15 protein-coding genes are annotated in these 17556 nt (G+C 48.8%); 5 read left to right on the top strand and 10 right to left on the bottom strand.

From position 1 onward, the window contains the following. Positions 1 to 161 precede the first annotated feature (161 nt). The 6 genes from ycfP to hinT all read right to left on the bottom strand — a co-directional run bounded on the left by ycfP (position 162) and on the right by hinT (position 4577). Positions 162 to 701, bottom strand: a complete 540-nt coding sequence (ycfP, locus tag AC6R0S_RS02700; protein ID WP_500626121.1) for an alpha/beta hydrolase YcfP — start codon at positions 699 to 701, stop codon at positions 162 to 164. Positions 702 to 807: 106 nt separating this feature from the next. Further along, a complete protein-coding gene (locus tag AC6R0S_RS02695) occupies positions 808 to 1659 on the bottom strand; it encodes a phosphotransferase (RefSeq protein ID WP_500630288.1) in 852 nt (283 codons plus the stop codon). A gap of 21 nt (positions 1660 to 1680) precedes the next feature. Next, entirely contained in the window at positions 1681 to 2271 is a 591-nt protein-coding gene (lpoB, locus tag AC6R0S_RS02690; protein WP_334552511.1) for a penicillin-binding protein activator LpoB, read from the bottom strand. 36 nt (positions 2272 to 2307) lie between these two features. After that, positions 2308 to 2697: a YcfL family putative periplasmic lipoprotein gene (locus AC6R0S_RS02685; RefSeq protein ID WP_334552512.1), complete on the bottom strand. Its 390-nt coding sequence runs from the start codon at positions 2695 to 2697 to the stop codon at positions 2308 to 2310. Continuing rightward, on the bottom strand, positions 2694 to 4022 hold the full coding sequence (locus AC6R0S_RS02680) for a COG3014 family protein (protein WP_500630362.1): 1329 nt from the start codon (positions 4020 to 4022) through the stop codon (positions 2694 to 2696). The genes AC6R0S_RS02685 and AC6R0S_RS02680 overlap by 4 nt, the downstream gene beginning before the upstream one ends. 204 nt (positions 4023 to 4226) lie before the next feature. Continuing rightward, complete coding sequence (gene hinT / locus AC6R0S_RS02675) at positions 4227 to 4577, bottom strand: purine nucleoside phosphoramidase (RefSeq protein ID WP_500626119.1); 351 nt, start codon at positions 4575 to 4577, stop codon at positions 4227 to 4229. Positions 4578 to 4809: 232 nt separating this feature from the next. Between hinT and AC6R0S_RS02670 the strand changes: the two genes are divergently transcribed. Both AC6R0S_RS02670 and AC6R0S_RS02665 read left to right on the top strand, forming a co-directional pair. Next, positions 4810 to 6801 carry a HAMP domain-containing methyl-accepting chemotaxis protein gene (locus AC6R0S_RS02670; RefSeq protein WP_500637150.1) on the top strand — a complete coding sequence of 664 codons (1992 nt, stop codon included), beginning with the start codon at positions 4810 to 4812 and terminating at the stop codon, positions 6799 to 6801. A gap of 139 nt (positions 6802 to 6940) precedes the next feature. Beyond that, positions 6941 to 8137 (top strand): DUF1887 family protein, encoded by a 1197-nt coding sequence (locus AC6R0S_RS02665; protein WP_500637149.1) that lies wholly within the window; start codon positions 6941 to 6943, stop codon positions 8135 to 8137. Between the two features lie 78 nt (positions 8138 to 8215). Here AC6R0S_RS02665 and fadR read toward each other — a convergent pair whose 3' ends face one another. Next, positions 8216 to 9055, bottom strand: coding sequence for a fatty acid metabolism transcriptional regulator FadR (fadR, locus tag AC6R0S_RS02660; protein WP_334552516.1), 840 nt, complete (start codon positions 9053 to 9055; stop codon positions 8216 to 8218). Between the two features lie 674 nt (positions 9056 to 9729). Here fadR and nhaB point away from each other — a divergent pair. Both nhaB and dsbB read left to right on the top strand, forming a co-directional pair. Further along, positions 9730 to 11319 carry a Na(+)/H(+) antiporter NhaB gene (gene nhaB / locus AC6R0S_RS02655; protein WP_500630290.1) on the top strand — a complete coding sequence of 530 codons (1590 nt, stop codon included), beginning with the start codon at positions 9730 to 9732 and terminating at the stop codon, positions 11317 to 11319. A gap of 110 nt (positions 11320 to 11429) precedes the next feature. After that, positions 11430 to 11942 (top strand): disulfide bond formation protein DsbB, encoded by a 513-nt coding sequence (dsbB, locus tag AC6R0S_RS02650; RefSeq protein ID WP_500630291.1) that lies wholly within the window; start codon positions 11430 to 11432, stop codon positions 11940 to 11942. A gap of 170 nt (positions 11943 to 12112) precedes the next feature. Here dsbB and AC6R0S_RS02645 read toward each other — a convergent pair whose 3' ends face one another. Together AC6R0S_RS02645 and lrp are read right to left on the bottom strand one after the other, a co-directional pair. Further along, complete coding sequence (locus tag AC6R0S_RS02645; RefSeq protein ID WP_500637148.1) at positions 12113 to 14989, bottom strand: DNA translocase FtsK; 2877 nt, start codon at positions 14987 to 14989, stop codon at positions 12113 to 12115. Positions 14990 to 15159: 170 nt separating this feature from the next. Further along, entirely contained in the window at positions 15160 to 15654 is a 495-nt protein-coding gene (gene lrp / locus AC6R0S_RS02640; RefSeq protein ID WP_284190498.1) for a leucine-responsive transcriptional regulator Lrp, read from the bottom strand. 156 nt (positions 15655 to 15810) lie between these two features. Between lrp and ald the strand changes: the two genes are divergently transcribed. Next, positions 15811 to 16935 carry an alanine dehydrogenase gene (gene ald / locus AC6R0S_RS02635; protein ID WP_500630293.1) on the top strand — a complete coding sequence of 375 codons (1125 nt, stop codon included), beginning with the start codon at positions 15811 to 15813 and terminating at the stop codon, positions 16933 to 16935. Positions 16936 to 17049: 114 nt separating this feature from the next. Here ald and yfbV read toward each other — a convergent pair whose 3' ends face one another. After that, on the bottom strand, positions 17050 to 17502 hold the full coding sequence (gene yfbV, locus AC6R0S_RS02630) for a terminus macrodomain insulation protein YfbV (protein WP_500626114.1): 453 nt from the start codon (positions 17500 to 17502) through the stop codon (positions 17050 to 17052). Positions 17503 to 17556: the final 54 nt, after the last annotated feature.

The following is a 17556-nucleotide window of genomic DNA, read 5'->3' as shown; positions in this document are numbered from 1 at the left end:
TCAAAAAATTTATAGTGAAGTCATTATATAGGGCAAAATCCGCCACGCAACAGGAGAATGTGATTATCTCACTTAACTTTGTAGGGATTAATGACAAGTGGTGACAAACAGAGCGACAGGCATAAACCCTGTCGCTCTTGATGGTTAAGTGCTCGCGATGATTAGCGTTGTTTGAACGCTTTCATCGTCTGAAGGTGTTGAGAGATCTTTTTGAATTTGTGGCTCTGGGTGTCGTCCCAAATGATTTCGTAATACGGCGCTAACGCCTCGGCGGTTTGACTGTTGTCGTGAATTTCATCCTCTTTAGAGAGGATCACCAAACACTGGCCCGCATTTTTACTGCGAAACTCTGACACACATTTGGTCGCAATGTCTTCATACTCTTCAGGGCGGTCGATCCGGCCCTGCATGGTGCGCTCAGGATGAAGATTAGGATTAAACATCACCTGCTTGATGCCACACAAAAATCCAATACGCTCTGACCAATAGGCACCAAGACCCACACCGCAGATCAGTGGAGAGGTATCCTCCGACTGTTCAATCACTTTGTGCACTTCTTTGAGTAGATGCTGCATATCGTGTTTCGGGTGCAATGTGCTGTAGTTAATGAAACGAACATCGTCATCAATAAACTGCAACTGTAAGACTTTTTCGTGGTTACCTGGGCTTGTGGAGTCAAAGCCATGCAAATAAATAATCATTCTAATTCCCTCGAACCTAATACTTCCAACTCTACCACGACCAAATCTACCAGAAATAGTAGGGTTAAATTTTACTTTATCGTTGCAAAACCACTAAACAGTGATCTTAGCTACAAAATAAGCCTTCAAGCCGGGTCGCCTCGGTCAAATATTGCTCTTCCCCCCACAACTGGTAAGCGAGAAGATACCAAAGCATGGCCATCATTTTTGCTCTGGGCTGCCAAGCCATGACGCCTTCGACCCAATCATCAATACCTTCTACCCCTCGTTTTTGACAGTAACGAAAAACCGCGTCTTGAGGGTCGTGCTGACACACGTCGATACTGAGTGTCAGATCCAGCCTAGGATCAGCGATGCATGCGTATTCCCAATCGATCACCGTGATGCCTTGCGTGGTGCGTACCATGTTGTACCCAGCCAAATCAAAATGACACAGTACATGGCCGACATCCGCCAAACTGGGCGCACGGCGCCACGTTTCGTACACACCACGAATCGAGTCCGATTTGAGCGTGTCGTCAATCAATATCCAGTAATGATCAACCCGGGCCGTATAGTTAAACGGCGCGACGGGAATACGTTGTGTGTTGGCTTGATGAACGCTCACCATGGTATCGAGCAGATCATCAAACGACAGGCCGTCTCTCAGCGGAATACCCTCGATCCAATCCACCAATAGCCCTTGTTCGCAAATGTAATGCGGCTTAGGTGCGATGGGATTGTGTTCGAGTGCAGAGAGGATTTGATACTCTTGAAAGCGCGAAATGGAAAACGCTTTGGTGATGGGCGTATTCGGGCGCCATACGTAGGCGCCGCGATTAGTGACCACTTTCCAACAACGGTTGGTCAGCCCGCCTGTCAACGTTTGAGCGTATTGGGCGGGCTCAGGGAAGAACGGATTGAGCGCAGTCAAAGAGCGATCAAGTTGACACGCTTCATGCCAAGACATCCTGGCCATAGATCACCTCTTCCCTTGTCATTACATACCTAGAAAGCTTTTTGACTCTTGTTTGCGGATCTCAGTCTCGTCTGCCCACTCAATCAAACCCGTTTCCAGATCCATCAGGCGCATGGTCATTTTGTAGTAGACGTCTTTATCACTACCGGCATTTTTGGCGATGCTCGATAGGTTACCGTACAACATGTATTGCGCCCCAACCATTTTACCGAACTGGATGGCGGTACTTTGGTTAACGAGTTCGTCGTTGTTTTGGAAGTTCAACTGTTCACGCACCGATTCCACGCGATCCATATCCACAAAGCGGAATTTACCTGAGTTGAGCATCTTAGTGCTGATGGTATCGGTAATGGATTCAGTATCGATGTGCTCACTGGTTTTGTTTTTGATGCGCTCAACAAAAACAATAGGGCGCGCATCACGCGTGATGGCCGCCACCGAGCCTGACATCATCATGCTATCGACCATTTCACCGGCAATTTTTTGCAAGTCAGTGGAACCAAAATCAATCGTGGTGGTTTCAACCGCTTGCGCGTCACCATAACTCACTTTGTTCGAACAACCGCCGAGAATCACAGCCAAGCCAAGTAATGCTATTACACTTTTCTTCATTTCTTGGTTCCTCATAAACCTTGAATTGTCATTAATTTATTGATTATTTTCACGAATTTGTAAACGGAAATGTTTGCCATTCGGGTTCACCGACACCTCAGACAAGGCCACCGTTTCCGTCCCGCGTAAGATGGATTGACGCCAAGGGCTAAGCTTAGTGTTGACCTCCAAGCCATTGTCGTCATACCAATAAAAGCGATACAGTACATTGAGGTCACCTTTCGACTGGTTGGTCATGCGCACAACCCCACGTGCATGCCCTTCTACCTCTGTTGTGGCGATGTCTTCAATTTTTAGATTGCCGGCTAAGACGTTATCGCCAAAGAGCACTTTGTGTGTCTCTCCATCGATTCTAAGACCTGCTGTGTTGTCTGCGCATCCGATCAGCGCCGTGGCCGCGAGGGCCGCTATAAGCCATTTTTTCATCGTATACTTCCTAGTTGTTTATGCCATATTGTAGCATTCTCTCCCTGACGAGATATCCACACCAGTGCGGTGCGCCCCGCCGCGACATCAAACGGGTAGTCTTGGTTATTCACCCGAATAATCTGCGTTCCGGGCTCGACCACACGGCTGCTGCTCGCAACATGACCCGGTAACGTTAACCAACTGCGGGTATCGGGTTGCTCGGTGAGCGTGTTCCAAATATTAAATACGAGATTGCCGACGTCATCGCCTTGTGTGGCCTCTTTTCGCAATTGATCTTTTGCCCAAACCCGCAATGCTTGACGGATCACCATCGCAGTAATACGTTCCGATAAATCACGTTGGGCCATCGCATTGACATCGGTCAAGCGCGATTCCTTGAGCGGCGCTTGATTCAATGTAAGCGGTGTAAATCGCTCTGGCGAAGCAGGCGGGTAATATGGCAGAGCGATAGTATAGAAGGCCACATTGTTGCGACTGTCATACAAAGGCAAAGATTGCTTCCAACCTTGCAACGCCGTCACTATGCCTTGTTCATCGAGCACGATGACGCGCGCTTTGTCGCTCTCTAACAAACTGGCTTTACCGTATCGCTGCTCTAATTTAATCAGGTCTTCTTTCATGCTAAGGCTCGTCGCAACGCGCATGGTGCCATCTATGATTTGCTGATTGTCTGGCGCCACCGCGAGCGCGCGTCGATAGTCCACATAGGCGGCATTGAGGTCATTGTCTGCTTCATAAAGCAGTGCCGACAGATACAACAAATAGGCATTTTGCACCGCCGCCAAGGTTTTTCCGGCATCAGGGTAGTTCGACAGCACGCTGCCTAAATTGGGAGATAAGCCCTGCGCTTGCATATTGCTTTGCGCTTTCGCTAACTCTTTTTCACGCTCTTGCTTGGCACGCTCTTGGACTTGATTGGCGCGTCGCATCTCAATCAACGCCCCTTCCAGTTGGTTTTGCTGTAGATAATTGAGACCAAGATAGAGGTGAAGAAAGCCCAACTCATAATCTGCGGGCTGATATTCGTTGAGATTGTCGTTCACCGCGAGTGAACTAACGCTAGTCAGAGTTTCACTGACCGACACCGTGGCTCTATCTTGCTGAGCGCGAACGGCTTGGTCACTCAACTCAAACGCCGCTTTACTATCGCTGTAGGTTTGATTGAGAAAGTGCACGCGCCCCTTTTCAAGGTTATCGAGAATATCGCCCGCCACAGAGTCAGGCAGCGCTTCTTGTGCGCGCTGATAATCCCCTCGCTGCACCGCTTGGTACACATCAGCATTTTGTGCGCTGTAATGACTAAACAGATTGCCAGCCGACATATTGGCACACGCCGTGATAACAAGGGTACTGGCGAGTAATGCACAACGTTGAATGTGGATGGTGAGTTGATTCGTAAAACGCACTCCAAGCCTCAAATCAGAATTTCAGATACCGATCTCACCGACATAAATATCAGTGAGACCTGCTCTCTGACACAAAGCGACGCAAAAAGTTCGCTTTGTGTCATGACTGTATCGCGTCGATTAACCCATCAACATCGGGCCAAGTGGACGGCCGCCGACTAAGTGCATGTGAATGTGGTAGACCTCTTGGCCACCGTGCGCGTTACAGTTAACGATCAGGCGGTAACCCTCTTCATCAATCCCCTCTTCTTTGGCCAACTTGCGAGCCACAGTAAATAGGCGCCCCATGACCGCTTCATCGGCCTCTGTGACATCGTTCACCGTTGGGATAAGAGTATTAGGAATGATCAAAATATGGCTCGGCGCGCGAGGGTTGATATCACGAAACGCGGTAACCAAATCATCTTGATAAACCACATCGGCCGGGATCTCTTTGCGAATGATTTTACTGAAAATGGTTTCTTCAGCCATGAAACTCTCCAGAAGGTATCGTTGAATTTTCAATGCCATCGAGTATGCGTCAAGCAAATCGAGATCACAATAAAAACAGTGTTCACATCATGTTGTGAGCATTTTATTGATACACATTTTCATTTTTGTATTGTGCGTCATAAAATGTGTGTCTCACTCTCCATACAATCAAACTCTTTTTGCTATTTATAGCGTTATAGTTTGAATTTTTGCCATAGTTAGGGAGAGATCTATGAAAGGCTCAGTGATAAGAAGAATGTACGCTGGCTTTGCACTGATCATTGTGATGTTCATCGTATCCACCATGATGACGTTGAACGGAATGCAGCAAATCCAATCCAATTTCGAGAGTGTCTCCAACACCTCACTACCTCTTGTTTCCAAAGCCAACGAAACCAGTGTCTCTCTGCTTTCTGCGGATAAGCTTTTCAAAGATTTTCTGACCACTCAGAGCTTTGAGCGCATGGAGCAAATCGAAAGCCAATTCGATCAAGCACGTGTTGAATACAATCAAACTTTGGCTGCCCTTGAAAAGGCCAGTGCAAGCAAGCCAGAATTGGTCGCCAGCATGGCGGTTCTTAAAGAGAAAGAGAGCAGTTACTTCGGAGAAGCCAAGCAAGCGATGGAAAACTATCGCTCGATGTTTGAGTCTCAAGCGCAAGTACAACAATCTTCTCGCCGTTTTCAACGCTTGCACTCTGAGTTGAGTGTCGGGATGAAAGAGTACGTCGATGACCAAAGCAGTATTTCCGTCAAAGTGATGGCGAAAAGTTACTTCATTAAGCTGAAAGACGCCGAAGTGATCACTTCTGACGCGCTGGCAAGCTCAGACACCGCGTTCGTAGCAGAAGCCGTTGCGAAAAACAAAAAAGCCGTGACACACTTGAACTACGCCTACAACGGCCTATCCAATCAAATGCCTGAGTTGAAAAAAGCCTTTGATGAGTCGGTCAAGCAGTTCACGCTCGACATCGGTCAAAAAGGCGGTGTCCTTGATCAACACAGCAATTACCTTGTGGCAAAAGACGCGCTCTACGCCAACATTGCGAGCCTGACTGAGCAAGTGGATGCGACCATGGCGCTGCTGGCTACCTACAGTGAAGCGGCCCAAGCGGGTCTCAATGCCTCACTGGTTGAAGCAGAGCAAGTCTACAATCAAGGCAAGATTCGTTCACTGTTGATTGGTGCCATCGTGATTGCACTGGCATTGGGCATCGGTTACCACATCGCCCACAGTGTCCGCGAGCCACTCACGCGTATTCTTAGCACCTTGGAATACCTCACCAAAGGCGACATGACACACCGTATCGAAATCCGTTACAACAATGAGTTCAGCCGCGTCAGCGGTCACATCAACTCGTTGGCGGACAACCTGCACAATATCTTGGTGAAGCTCAATGATGCCTCGGACAACTTAACCAATACCGCCCGCACCAACCAAGAGACCTCTTCTCAAGCGCAATCGCAGCTTAATCAGCAGCGTGAACAAACAGCCAACGTCGCCACCGCGATGACTGAAATGGCCCACTCCGTTCAGGAAGTGGCCCAAAGTGCGCAAAGCTCGCAGAAGATGGTTGAGCAAGTGGAGTCGGCGTCGGAATCTGGTCGTCAAATCATGGGCACTAACATCACCACCATCAATCAGCTTGAGACACGTCTAACGGAATCCGTTGATGCGGTCAAAGGTTTGCAAACCATGAGTAGCCAGATTGGCAGCATTTTGGATGTGATTCGCAACATTGCTGAGCAAACCAACTTACTTGCGCTCAACGCGGCGATTGAAGCCGCGCGCGCGGGCGACCAAGGCCGAGGTTTTGCGGTGGTGGCGGACGAGGTTCGCGTGCTTGCGCAGCGCACTACTGAATCCACCAGCGAAATTGAAAACATGATCAGTAACTTGCAATCGAGTTCTGCTTCAGCCAACCAAGTCATTCAAAGCTGCATGGACGATATGGAGCTGTCGGTTGAACAAGCGTCCAACGCCAACAGTGCAATGGAAGAAATTCAGGGCTTGATCATGGAGATCAGCCAGATGAGTGGACACATTTCTCAAGCCGCAGCAGAGCAAAGTGAAACCACCTCAGACATTGCAAGAAACATTGAAGAGATTAACCTTATCGCCGACACCAGCTATCAGGCGATGGCGCAAATCGCTCAAACCAGTCATGACTTAAGTCAGCTTGCTGGTCAGCAAGGCGAACTGGTGCATCGATTCAAGCTGTAACGTAAAGATACGGTAAATTATTGACAGAGGGCGACCAATTATAACGGTTGCCCTTGTTTTTTCGGCAGATTGTCATTATATCGTGATTAGGCCTCACCCTTTTACTCTCCTTTTTGTGGGCCTGACATGAGGAATAACTATGACAATTCATGTTGGCATCATCGACCAAGACCCGATTCGCTTGGTCACCCCCCTATTAGATAACCGCAGCATCAGTAACCACATCGTCTTTATTGGCGTCAATGCCCAGCGCACCCTATTCGACAGACTGAGTCGTGTCTTGGCTAAGCGTGAGATTCACTCAGAGTTCTATGAAATTCCTGACGTTACTAATCCTTCTGAGATAAAGAACATCGTTGCGGAACTGGCAGAGCGCCTTAAGCAAAGTGGTGAAGATGTGCGCCTTAACGCCAGTTGTGGTCTGCGTCATCGACTCCTGTCGATTTACGAAGTGTTTCGCACCTTTCATTGGCCAATTTTTGTGGTTGAGCCCAACAGTGATCGCGTCTGCTGGCTCTACCCTGATGGCGTAGAAGACACGCAGCTGCAAGATTGGATCACCATTGACGATTACCTTACGGTATTTGGCGCGCGCGGCGAATTTAGCCAACAAACGTTGCCTCCTCAGTTGGACCAAAAACTCTATGAGTTGGGTGAGCGTTGGGCGAGTAACGCCTTAGAACTTGGCCCAGGCCTTGCGACACTCAATTATCTCGCCACGACATGCCGCAAAGAACAGATCCTCAGTGTAGAGTTGTCGGAGAAGCAGCAAGGCTATCGTGAGCTCAAGATGCTGATCGATGATTTGGTGGATGCCGACATCGCGACGTATGAGAACGGTGTGCTTACCTTTGCCAATGAAGATGCAAGACGCTTCTCCAACGGGGAGTGGCTGGAAACCCTAGTCCACAGCACGGTGCGCCAGATTCAACACAGCATGCCAACGATTCAAGATCACTCACTTAATGTGCAGGTGTATCGTGAGCTCGGTGAGCGTGAAGTGCGCAATGAGCTGGATGTCGCCTGCGTGGTCAACAACAAGCTCCATATCATTGAGTGTAAGACCAAAGGTATGCGTGATGATGGCGATGACACCTTATACAAACTCGAATCGTTAAGAGATTTGCTCGGCGGCTTACAGGCACGCGCCATGCTCGTCAGCTTCAGACCACTGCGCTACAACGACATCACCCGAGCAGAAGACTTGGGCCTCGCGTTAATCGGCCCTGATGAGCTCAAAGACTTGAAAACCCATCTTACGACATGGTTTCAAGCCGCTGGAGGCATTGACGGACTCGACCTTAAGACAGGAGCAAACAGCCCTACGGCTCGTTAAGCACGGTTCGTGATACCAATGACACAAAAGCCGCGATGACAATCGCGGCTTTTGGCTTACTTAAGGTCGTCAGCGAGATTAGCTGTCGTCTTCGGTAAAATTGGTCGGTAGAGTTTGCTTCATCTGATTCCAGATCTGCGCGCTCTCCATCCCGTAGTGACGCACGACCACCAAAATTTGTTCGCGGTTGCCCGTTTCGCATACCTCCAACAAATCACGGTAGAACTTGAGCGCTAAACCACGCGCCTGAGCACTTGAGAAGTAGTAGCTACCCACACGATCGTAAAGCTTCTTCAATCCATTAAAGATCAAGCCGTAAATTTGGTTACCTGAGTGGAAAGCGAGACGCTGGAAAAGCATGTAATCGTAGTAATTAAACGTTTTCGCAATCAACGTCGCTTGGCGTTTCTGCTCATCTTTTTCACCATCGTCTTTCACGTGTTGCAGAATCTTGTCTGAATACGGCGAGGAGGCAATAAAAGCATCCCAAGAGTCGGCCGCGAGCAAGGCTTCACAAGAGTCGATCACATTGTGAATGGTACGCTCTGAACTCTCTTTATTTACTTTGAACGCATAGCGCATGAAGATAGGTGAGATGTTTGTACGTGCCGCAAGCAAATCTTCTACGATAGAGGTTGCGTTTTCAGCATCGAGCGTCATCAATGTATCAAGAATGTGTAACCCGGACGTTTCCATAAACTGGTTTACTTTAGTCGGCTTACCATGCTGAATGGTTAACCAACCATCACGAGCCAATCTTTGTAATACCTCACGCAACGTCGTACGTGTTACACCAATGAGTTCAGAGAGCTCTCGTTCGGCTGGGAGAATCGAACCCGGAGGGAAGCGCCCTTTCCAAATACTTTCGATAATGTATTTCTCTGCAAATCCTGCGGGACTCTTTGCCTTGATGACCATTAATTACTGTTCCAATTTTATATTTATCTGGGTCGAATGGAACTCATCATACCACTAGTTTTTGCCTAGCGAAAACAAACCACCAGTAAACGTGGCATGGATGCCATATAGAGTATTAACTCTAATTTGTTTTGGCGGTTTTAAGTGGTGTGGGGATTGTCAAAACCAATAAATTTTAACTTTACCTAACCTCACTTTCTCTGAGGCCTTATGAGTACTGCATTAATCACACAATATGAGTTTTTATTTTTGAAACTAACATTGTTATTTTGATGCAATATAATCCCATATTGTTGCTTATCAATTCAACTAAATGGCTAACTGCCATCAATTGCTGATTTTCACAACTATTATGCAAGCGTTACGTAACTTTGATCGCGTTTTTGAATAAAAGTGGACTGATACATTTATCAGATATCACTTAATCATTGACTAACAAGTTATCAACGGTAGAGTGGCGACCGAAGTAAGGAGTGCTTGTCTTTCTCAGGGAGTGACTTGGCAAGACCACATATTGATACTCAGGATGTTGTTTTTCTAAGTCGCTGTTGATTGGGCGTTACACGGCTGGACTATCTGCGCATGAGCCATCTGCGCATGACCCGCTGCGACGCTTACATTGAATTCGGGCACGTCTGTGTTAATTCAGTACAACAATAAAGAGTATTAATGTCATGCCGATGTCACTCGGAAACGCCTTCATCAAGAACTTTCTTGGTAAGGCACCGGATTGGTACAAAGTTGCCATCATAGCCTTCCTCATCATCAACCCGCTTGTGTTCTTTTTCATCGATCCTTTTGTCGCAGGCTGGTTGTTGGTCGCAGAGTTTATTTTCACCCTTGCGATGGCACTGAAGTGTTACCCGCTGCAACCCGGTGGTTTATTGGCCATTGAAGCCATCGCCATTGGCATGACCAGTGCGGATCAAGTCAAGCATGAGCTTGTCGCGAATATCGAAGTGTTGCTACTGCTGGTCTTTATGGTCGCAGGTATCTACTTCATGAAGCAGCTTTTGCTGTTTATCTTTACCAAAATTCTGCTCGGTATTCAGTCTAAAAGCATGTTATCGCTGGCGTTCTGTTTTGCCGCAGCGTTCTTATCTGCTTTCTTAGATGCATTAACGGTGATCGCTGTTGTCATCAGTGTCGCAGTTGGCTTCTACGCGATCTACCACAAAGTTGCCTCCGGTCAGGGAGGTCACGCGACCCATGACCATACGTCAGATGATCATCTTAACGATCTGACGCGTGATGACTTAGAGAACTACCGCGCCTTCTTGCGTTCGCTGCTCATGCACGCAGGGGTGGGTACGGCACTCGGTGGCGTGATGACCATGGTGGGTGAGCCGCAAAACTTGATCATTGCTGATCAGGCTGGCTGGCAGTTTGGTGAGTTCATTGTTCGCATGTTACCCGTTACTCTACCCGTGTTGATTTGTGGTCTCGCAACGTGTGTGCTCGTCGAAAAAATGAAAGTCTTCGGCTATGGCGCCCGCCTGCCTGACACGGTGCGTCAGATTCTGGTTGATTACGACAACGAAGAGCGTAAAAAGCGCACCAAACAAGATGTGGCCAAGCTTTGGGTTCAGGGTGTTATCGCGGTATGGCTGATTGTCGGCCTTGCGCTCCACCTCGCGGCAGTCGGCCTCATCGGCTTGTCTGTCATCATTCTGGCTACTGCGTTTACGGGCGTGATTGAAGAGCACTCGCTAGGTAAAGCCTTCGAAGAGGCCCTGCCCTTTACCGCGCTTTTGACGGTGTTCTTCTCAATTGTTGCTGTCATCATCGACCAAGAGCTATTCAAGCCAGTGATTGATGCGGTATTGCACGTCGAAGATAAAGGCACCCAATTGGCGCTCTTCTATGTCGCCAATGGACTGCTTTCGATGGTATCTGATAACGTATTCGTCGGCACGGTCTACATTACCGAGGTTAGTACGGCGTTGATGGAAGGCGTGATCAATCGTGACCAGTTTGACCTGCTCGCAGTAGCGATCAATACGGGCACCAACTTGCCATCGGTTGCCACCCCGAACGGTCAAGCTGCCTTCTTGTTCTTGTTGACCTCAACGCTGGCACCTTTGATTCGTTTGTCCTACGGTCGCATGGTTATCATGGCACTGCCTTACACGATAGTGCTGGCTTTAGTTGGCTTTGCCGGTATTGTCTTCCTGCTTGAACCAATGACCGCGTGGTTCTATGAAGCAGGCTGGATCACGCATCACTCAGCAGAAATCATGCATGCGGTGACCAAAGGTCACTAATCGGCATCACGTTTGAATAATTTTTTATTGCGATAGAAACTTTTACACGCTAAAAAGCTCTGATTAGTCAGAGCTTTTTTCTTTTCTTTGTTAGGGATATTTCATTACTTATGCTTTCTTCGATTAAACAGTTTTCTCAGGGACGATTTGCTTGGCTACTGCTGTTTGGCTTGATTGTCGCGCTAGAGTTGTGTGCACTGCTCTTCCAGCACGGAATGGGCTTGGCGCCGTGTGTGATGTGTATTTATGAGCGCATCGCCATGCTTGGCGTCGCGGCCGCAGCGCTGATTGGTGCCATCAATCCACGTGTTGCTGTATTGCGTTGGTTAGGGCTCGCAGCGTGGGGCGGCAGTGCTTATAAAGGACTCATGCTGTCACTAGAACACGTGGATTACCAGTTTAACCCTTCGCCGTTCTACACCTGTGATCTGTTTGTTCAATTCCCTGACTGGGCACCGCTCAATCAATGGGCGCCTTGGATGTTTGAAGCTTATGGGGATTGCAGCAAAATCGTATGGCAGTTTTTGACGCTCTCCATGCCACAGTGGCTCGTGGTTATCTTTGCTGCAAACCTGCTCGCGCTTGGTGTCATTGTTCTCTCTCAATTTGCCAAAGATAAATAACACCCATCACTCACTCTGAGTACACGATTAAAAAAATGGCTTCCAAACGGAAGCCATTTTTTATGAGTCGTCTTTGCCGGCGCGACGCTGACTATGCCTCGAGAAACAATATGCAAAGTTACCAAATGTAAAGTAACAATATGTAAAGTAACAACGCATATTACCTGCTATCAGTTCATCTCTCGACCCGGCTCTGGCGCCAAGACCTCTCGGTTACCGTTGTGACCTGGCGCGCTGACAATACCTTGAGCCTCAAGCTGCTCGACAATTCGCGCCGCACGGTTGTAACCGATTTTAAATCGGCGCTGAACGCCAGAGACTGAACCACGACGAGATTGCACTACGTGCTCGACCACTTGATCAAACAGAGGGTCCATCTCTTCATCACCTTCGGGTTTCTCGCCCGGTAGCAACGCTTCTGGCCCTTGGTCTCCGTTGGTGATCTCATCAATATAGTTTGGCTTGCCGCGTGCCTTCCAGTTGTTGACCACCGCATGCACATCATCATCTGAAGCAAATGCCCCATGGACGCGAATGGTGTGACTCGATCCGGAAGGAAGATACAACATATCACCCATACCCAGCAGTGACTCTGCACCACCTTGATCGAGAATGGTTCGAGAGTCCGTTTTGGTTGAAACGGTAAATGCAACCCGCGTAGGAATGTTCGCTTTGATCAAACCGGTAATAACGTCTACTGAAGGTCGCTGCGTCGCCAAAATGAGGTGGATACCCGCGGCGCGCGCTTTTTGTGCTAAACGCGCGATCAACTCTTCGACTTTCTTCCCGACCACCATCATCAGATCGGCAAATTCATCCACGATCACTACAATATAAGGCAGCTTTTCGAGCAGCGGTGGATGCTCATCCATACTGTCACCCGGTTGCCAGAGCGGATCGTGGATTGGGTGGCCCGCATCTGCGGCCATTTTCAGCTTGTCGTTGAATCCTTTGATGTTCCTAACGCCCAGTGCAGACATCAGCTTGTAACGCCGCTCCATCTCGCCAACACACCAACGCAATGCATTGGACGCATCCTTCATGTCGGTCACCACTTCGGACAACAAGTGAGGAATACCTTCATAGACCGACAACTCAAGCATTTTCGGGTCAATCATGATAAAGCGGACATCTTCTGGGGTCGCTTTATAGAGGATACTCAAAATCATGACGTTCACCCCGACCGATTTACCTGAGCCTGTGGTACCCGCCACCAGCACGTGAGGCATTTTCGACAGATCCGCCACCACGGCTTCGCCCGCAATATCTTGACCAAGGACGACGGTCGTCGGTGATTTGGCATTGACGAACGCTTGGCTGCCGACCACGTCGGAGAAATAGACCGTCTGGCGGCTCATATTCGGCAGTTCAAGGCCAACATAAGGCTTACCAGGGATCACCTCCACCACACGCACCGCCATCGCTGAGAGTGAGCGTGCTAAGTCCATCGATAAGCTTGAGATGCGGCTTACTTTCACCCCTGGTGCCAAATCCAATTCAAAACGAGTAATCACCGGTCCTGGGAATATATCCACCACCGAGGCGGTGATTTTATAGTCCGCTAACTTAGATTCCACCAGACGAGCAATCTCCTCTAACGCATCGCGATCAATAAAGTTTTCTCGCTTCTCTGGGTGGTACAAAAGCTCGAGCGTTGGCATAGGCTCGGTCGGTTTCGGTAAGTTTTGATCTTGCTGAACCAAAAACGGGTTCTGAGACGCGACCACTTTGGCTTGCGCTTCCGCTACCAAGTTTTGCAGCGCGGCCGCATCTTCGTCTTGTGCTACATCGACGTCGCCCTCGTCATCATCTGTTGAGCCGCCCTGTTCATCAATAAACGCTTCGACGGGTTCCTGTGGCGTAAAGCTTGGCTCAGGGTTGTCTTCGACCACATCAAAACTGGAGATACGAGGTTGCTCATCCTCTTCAATATCAGGGAGTGGCGAATCATCACGATCGTGGAAAACAGGCTCATCTTGCCAAGGCGGAGTAAGCTCTTGCTCGGGCTCTTGCGACTGCAACTCGCTGGACGCTTGAGTCAAAATCGGTTCAGGGGCGTAATCGTTGGCGCTATTGGCCGCCGCATCGAGCTCTTCTATAGTGGCGCCAAGCTGCTTAACACGCAGGTTACTCTGCTCGTCATCCTCTTGCTCGTCGTAGTGATAAAGCGGCGTCTCTGGCGCAGAGGTGGACGCTTGAGTGGCGCTATTGTCCGGCATATGAATATTGTAGCGACGTGTCGCGGACTGAGGAGATACTGCCTCGCTGACTGGCTCCTCACGCTCTGAATGCGCTTGGATGGCAGGCGACGTGTTCATACCTTCTCGCGACTTATGCTCTAATGAGTCAGATTGCGTCGCATCCGGTTCGGTCAAGGTCGGCGCAAACACCTGATCCTTCTCACCGCGCAGCTTATTGATCACCCAAGTGATGGCACCAATCGCCTGCTCGCCAATCCAATCCACGATCGTTAGCCAAGAAATCCCGGTCAACAGCGTAAAACCCGCGCCCCACAAAAACAGCAGCACTAGCGTGGTGCCTAGCACGTTGAGTGTCGGCAGTGCGAGACTGGTCAGCACATCACCGATAACGCCGCCCGATGAAAAGTACCAGATATCGTCGAAGTTGATGTCGGCAAGACCGCAACTGGTGAGAATCAATATAGTTAAGCCGAGTAAGCGTGTGCCCCAAAGCATAAAATCGAGCGGCTCATCTTCGCCTCGTTTACGAAACAGAACCCAGGCGTTCAGTGCGATGACCACTGGAATAGTGTACGCCAGTGAGCCAAACGTAAAAAACAGTGTGTCCGCGAGCCAAGCCCCGACAATACCACCGGCATTTTCAATCTCCATACCCCAGGCGGTTTGCGACCATGATGGATCGGCCGCGCTGAAGGTCAGCAGAGCAACAGACAGTAAAATAGCGGCGAGGAAAACCACGATTAGGCTGCATTCTTGTAAACGCTCGGAACCGGAAAGGCGCGTCTTTTGACGATGGTCCCCAGTGTCGACGATGGTTTCGACTTTGTTTTTGGTTTCTCGGAACATAACCACTCTAACATACTGAAAAAAATAGCCCGAACAGCCAAGCTGCACGGACTATTGATTTAACCACATCGGCCTACAAAACCCAATTATGAAAAGTCAGAATATCGAAAGGGATTCTCACTTTGTCTCGCCTTCGCCCTGCATAGTCATTCCCATACTAGGCTTAGGGATTAACGAGTTTTGATCACCAATTGATTGGTTTGTTTCACTTCTTCCATAACCACGTAAGTACGTGTGTCATTAACACCGGGTAGACGAAGTAGTGTATCCCCTAGCAGTTTACGATAAGCACTCATATCCGAAACACGTGTTTTCAAAAGATAGTCGAAATCACCAGAAACAAGATGACACTCTTGGATGTCGTCAAGCTTCTGTACGGCTGCATTAAACTGTTCAAACACGTCTGGAGCACCACGGTTTAGCGTGATCTCCACAAACACCAATAGAGACGCGTCTAGGTACTGAGGGTTGAGCAACGCTGTGTACCCAGTGATGTATCCCTGACGCTCTAAGCGTCTTACACGCTCTAAACACGGAGTGGGCGAAAGACCGACTCGTTTAGACAATTCTACATTCGAAATTCGACCATCTTTTTGCAACTCATTCAGAATATTGCGATCGATACGGTCTAGATCCTTGGACGGCTTCTTATTGTTGTCTGCCATTTTTTATTCCACCTTATTACTTCCTTGCAAAAATTTATACTACAACTTCTTAATATACGGTATCAAATTTTATTACATCCTAACTATACTAGGCATTAATTCGACAGAATTACCCTAAATACAGTTGATACAACCATTTATCGATAAGGAGTCAGGATGATCATTGGCGTACCAAAGGAAATTAAAAACCACGAATACCGTGTGGGCATGATCCCAGCCAGCGTCCGCGAGTTAGTCTCACAAGGCCACCAAGTGTTGGTTGAAACCAATGCCGGCGCAGGCATCGGTTTTTCAGACGATGATTACATCGCTGTAGGCGCATCCATTCTTCCTACTGCTGCCGACGTATTTGCGAAGGCAGAGATGATTGTAAAGGTTAAAGAACCTCAAGCTGTCGAGCGAGCCATGCTCCGCGAAGGGCAAATTTTATTTACTTATTTACACCTCGCACCAGATTTTCCACAAACTGAAGAGCTAATCAAGAGCAAAGCCGTCTGTATAGCCTACGAGACTGTAACAGATAATATGGGTCGCTTGCCACTATTAGCGCCAATGTCTGAGGTTGCGGGTCGAATGTCTATCCAAGCCGGTGCGCAAACCTTGGAAAAATCGCACGGCGGACGTGGTCTTCTGCTAGGCGGCGTACCGGGTGTGGAGCCTGCAAAAGTGGTGGTCATCGGTGGTGGTGTGGTCGGTGCAAACGCGGCGCGCATGGCCGTTGGTCTGCGCGCAGATGTGACTATCCTTGACCGAAATGTCGACACTTTGCGCCGCTTGGACGAAGAGTTCCAAGGCCGTGCAAAAGTCGTCTACTCAACCAAAGACGCGATTGAAAAACACGTACTCGAAGCGGATTTGGTCATCGGTGCGGTATTGATCCCAGGTGCTGCGGCGCCGAAGCTGGTCACTAAAGAGCACATTGCCAAGATGAAACCGGGCGCGGCGGTAGTGGATGTTGCTATCGACCAAGGCGGCTGTTTTGAAACCTCTCACGCGACCACGCACGCCGATCCGACCTACATTGTTGATGACGTTGTCCACTACTGTGTGGCGAACATGCCGGGTGCGGTTGCGCGCACGTCAACCTTCGCTCTTAACAACGCGACCTTGCCGTACATTGTCAAACTGGCCAATAAAGGCTATCGCCAAGCGCTACTCGAAGACAAAGGCTTCCTGGAAGGATTGAACGTTATTCACGGTAAAGTAACTTGCCAAGAAGTGGCGGAAAGCTTTGACCTTGAGTACGTCGTTCCAGAACAAGCGATCGCGATGTTCAACTAAGCTTTAACAGCAACAACAAACAAAAGCGCTTGTGCCGAAACACAAGCGCTTTCTTTATTCTATTGATTCTAAGAATTGGCTCTGACCAAGCCGTAAGGATCAATCCGAGAACGCTTAAAACCAGCGCTCTAATGACGCACGATCTAGCTGTTTAAACGCTCGGTTAAGTAGACGCGCCAACTCTTTATAACGCGGACGAGATTTCATCGGCTCTAGCGCGCCTCCACTGTCGACAATTTTCTGATGGATTTCTCGATACCAGCCGGCCAACGCAGGAGGAAGTACAGTGTTCGAACGATTGCCGAGCCACCACATGCCTTGAATGGGCATACTGATGGCAAACAAGGCGATGATCACCGCCTGCGGCATAGCCTGATAGTTGTTGAACGCCATTTGAGTCAGCACACTGATGGCTGCAATCGCAGGCATGACCTTCACACCAAACCGAGTCGCCTTAATGATGCGTTGCTCTGGAAACAGCATGTTAAGCTCTTTGCGCATCGGCCAGATTTCCATGTATTTTTGACCGTCACGTAGGCTATGAATCAAACCGACTTTATTACTCATACGACTCTCTCACTGGTTTAGGCGACCAAATTAAAATTTAGTTGAAGAATTAAA

The sequence above is a fragment of the Vibrio sp. R15-SG3-ISO1B genome (assembly GCF_059833835.1).
Note: the sequence above shows the minus strand (reverse complement) of the source record. Positions and strands in the feature narration are given on the sequence as shown.

What these genes read in the sequence shown, in the direction of transcription:
- ycfP (WP_500626121.1), bottom strand. Translation starts at nt 701, where the DNA reads ATGATTATTTATTTGCATGGCTTTGACTCCACAAGCCCAGGTAACCAC.
- AC6R0S_RS02695 (WP_500630288.1), bottom strand. Translation starts at nt 1,659, where the DNA reads ATGGCCAGGATGTCTTGGCATGAAGCGTGTCAACTTGATCGCTCTTTG.
- lpoB (WP_334552511.1), bottom strand. Translation starts at nt 2,271, where the DNA reads ATGAAGAAAAGTGTAATAGCATTACTTGGCTTGGCTGTGATTCTCGGC.
- AC6R0S_RS02685 (WP_334552512.1), bottom strand. Translation starts at nt 2,697, where the DNA reads ATGAAAAAATGGCTTATAGCGGCCCTCGCGGCCACGGCGCTGATCGGA.
- AC6R0S_RS02680 (WP_500630362.1), bottom strand. Translation starts at nt 4,022, where the DNA reads ATGTCGGCTGGCAATCTGTTTAGTCATTACAGCGCACAAAATGCTGAT.
- hinT (WP_500626119.1), bottom strand. Translation starts at nt 4,577, where the DNA reads ATGGCTGAAGAAACCATTTTCAGTAAAATCATTCGCAAAGAGATCCCG.
- AC6R0S_RS02670 (WP_500637150.1), top strand. Translation starts at nt 4,810, where the DNA reads ATGAAAGGCTCAGTGATAAGAAGAATGTACGCTGGCTTTGCACTGATC.
- AC6R0S_RS02665 (WP_500637149.1), top strand. Translation starts at nt 6,941, where the DNA reads ATGACAATTCATGTTGGCATCATCGACCAAGACCCGATTCGCTTGGTC.
- fadR (WP_334552516.1), bottom strand. Translation starts at nt 9,055, where the DNA reads ATGGTCATCAAGGCAAAGAGTCCCGCAGGATTTGCAGAGAAATACATT.
- nhaB (WP_500630290.1), top strand. Translation starts at nt 9,730, where the DNA reads ATGCCGATGTCACTCGGAAACGCCTTCATCAAGAACTTTCTTGGTAAG.
- dsbB (WP_500630291.1), top strand. Translation starts at nt 11,430, where the DNA reads ATGCTTTCTTCGATTAAACAGTTTTCTCAGGGACGATTTGCTTGGCTA.
- AC6R0S_RS02645 (WP_500637148.1), bottom strand. Translation starts at nt 14,989, where the DNA reads ATGTTCCGAGAAACCAAAAACAAAGTCGAAACCATCGTCGACACTGGG.
- lrp (WP_284190498.1), bottom strand. Translation starts at nt 15,654, where the DNA reads ATGGCAGACAACAATAAGAAGCCGTCCAAGGATCTAGACCGTATCGAT.
- ald (WP_500630293.1), top strand. Translation starts at nt 15,811, where the DNA reads ATGATCATTGGCGTACCAAAGGAAATTAAAAACCACGAATACCGTGTG.
- yfbV (WP_500626114.1), bottom strand. Translation starts at nt 17,502, where the DNA reads ATGAGTAATAAAGTCGGTTTGATTCATAGCCTACGTGACGGTCAAAAA.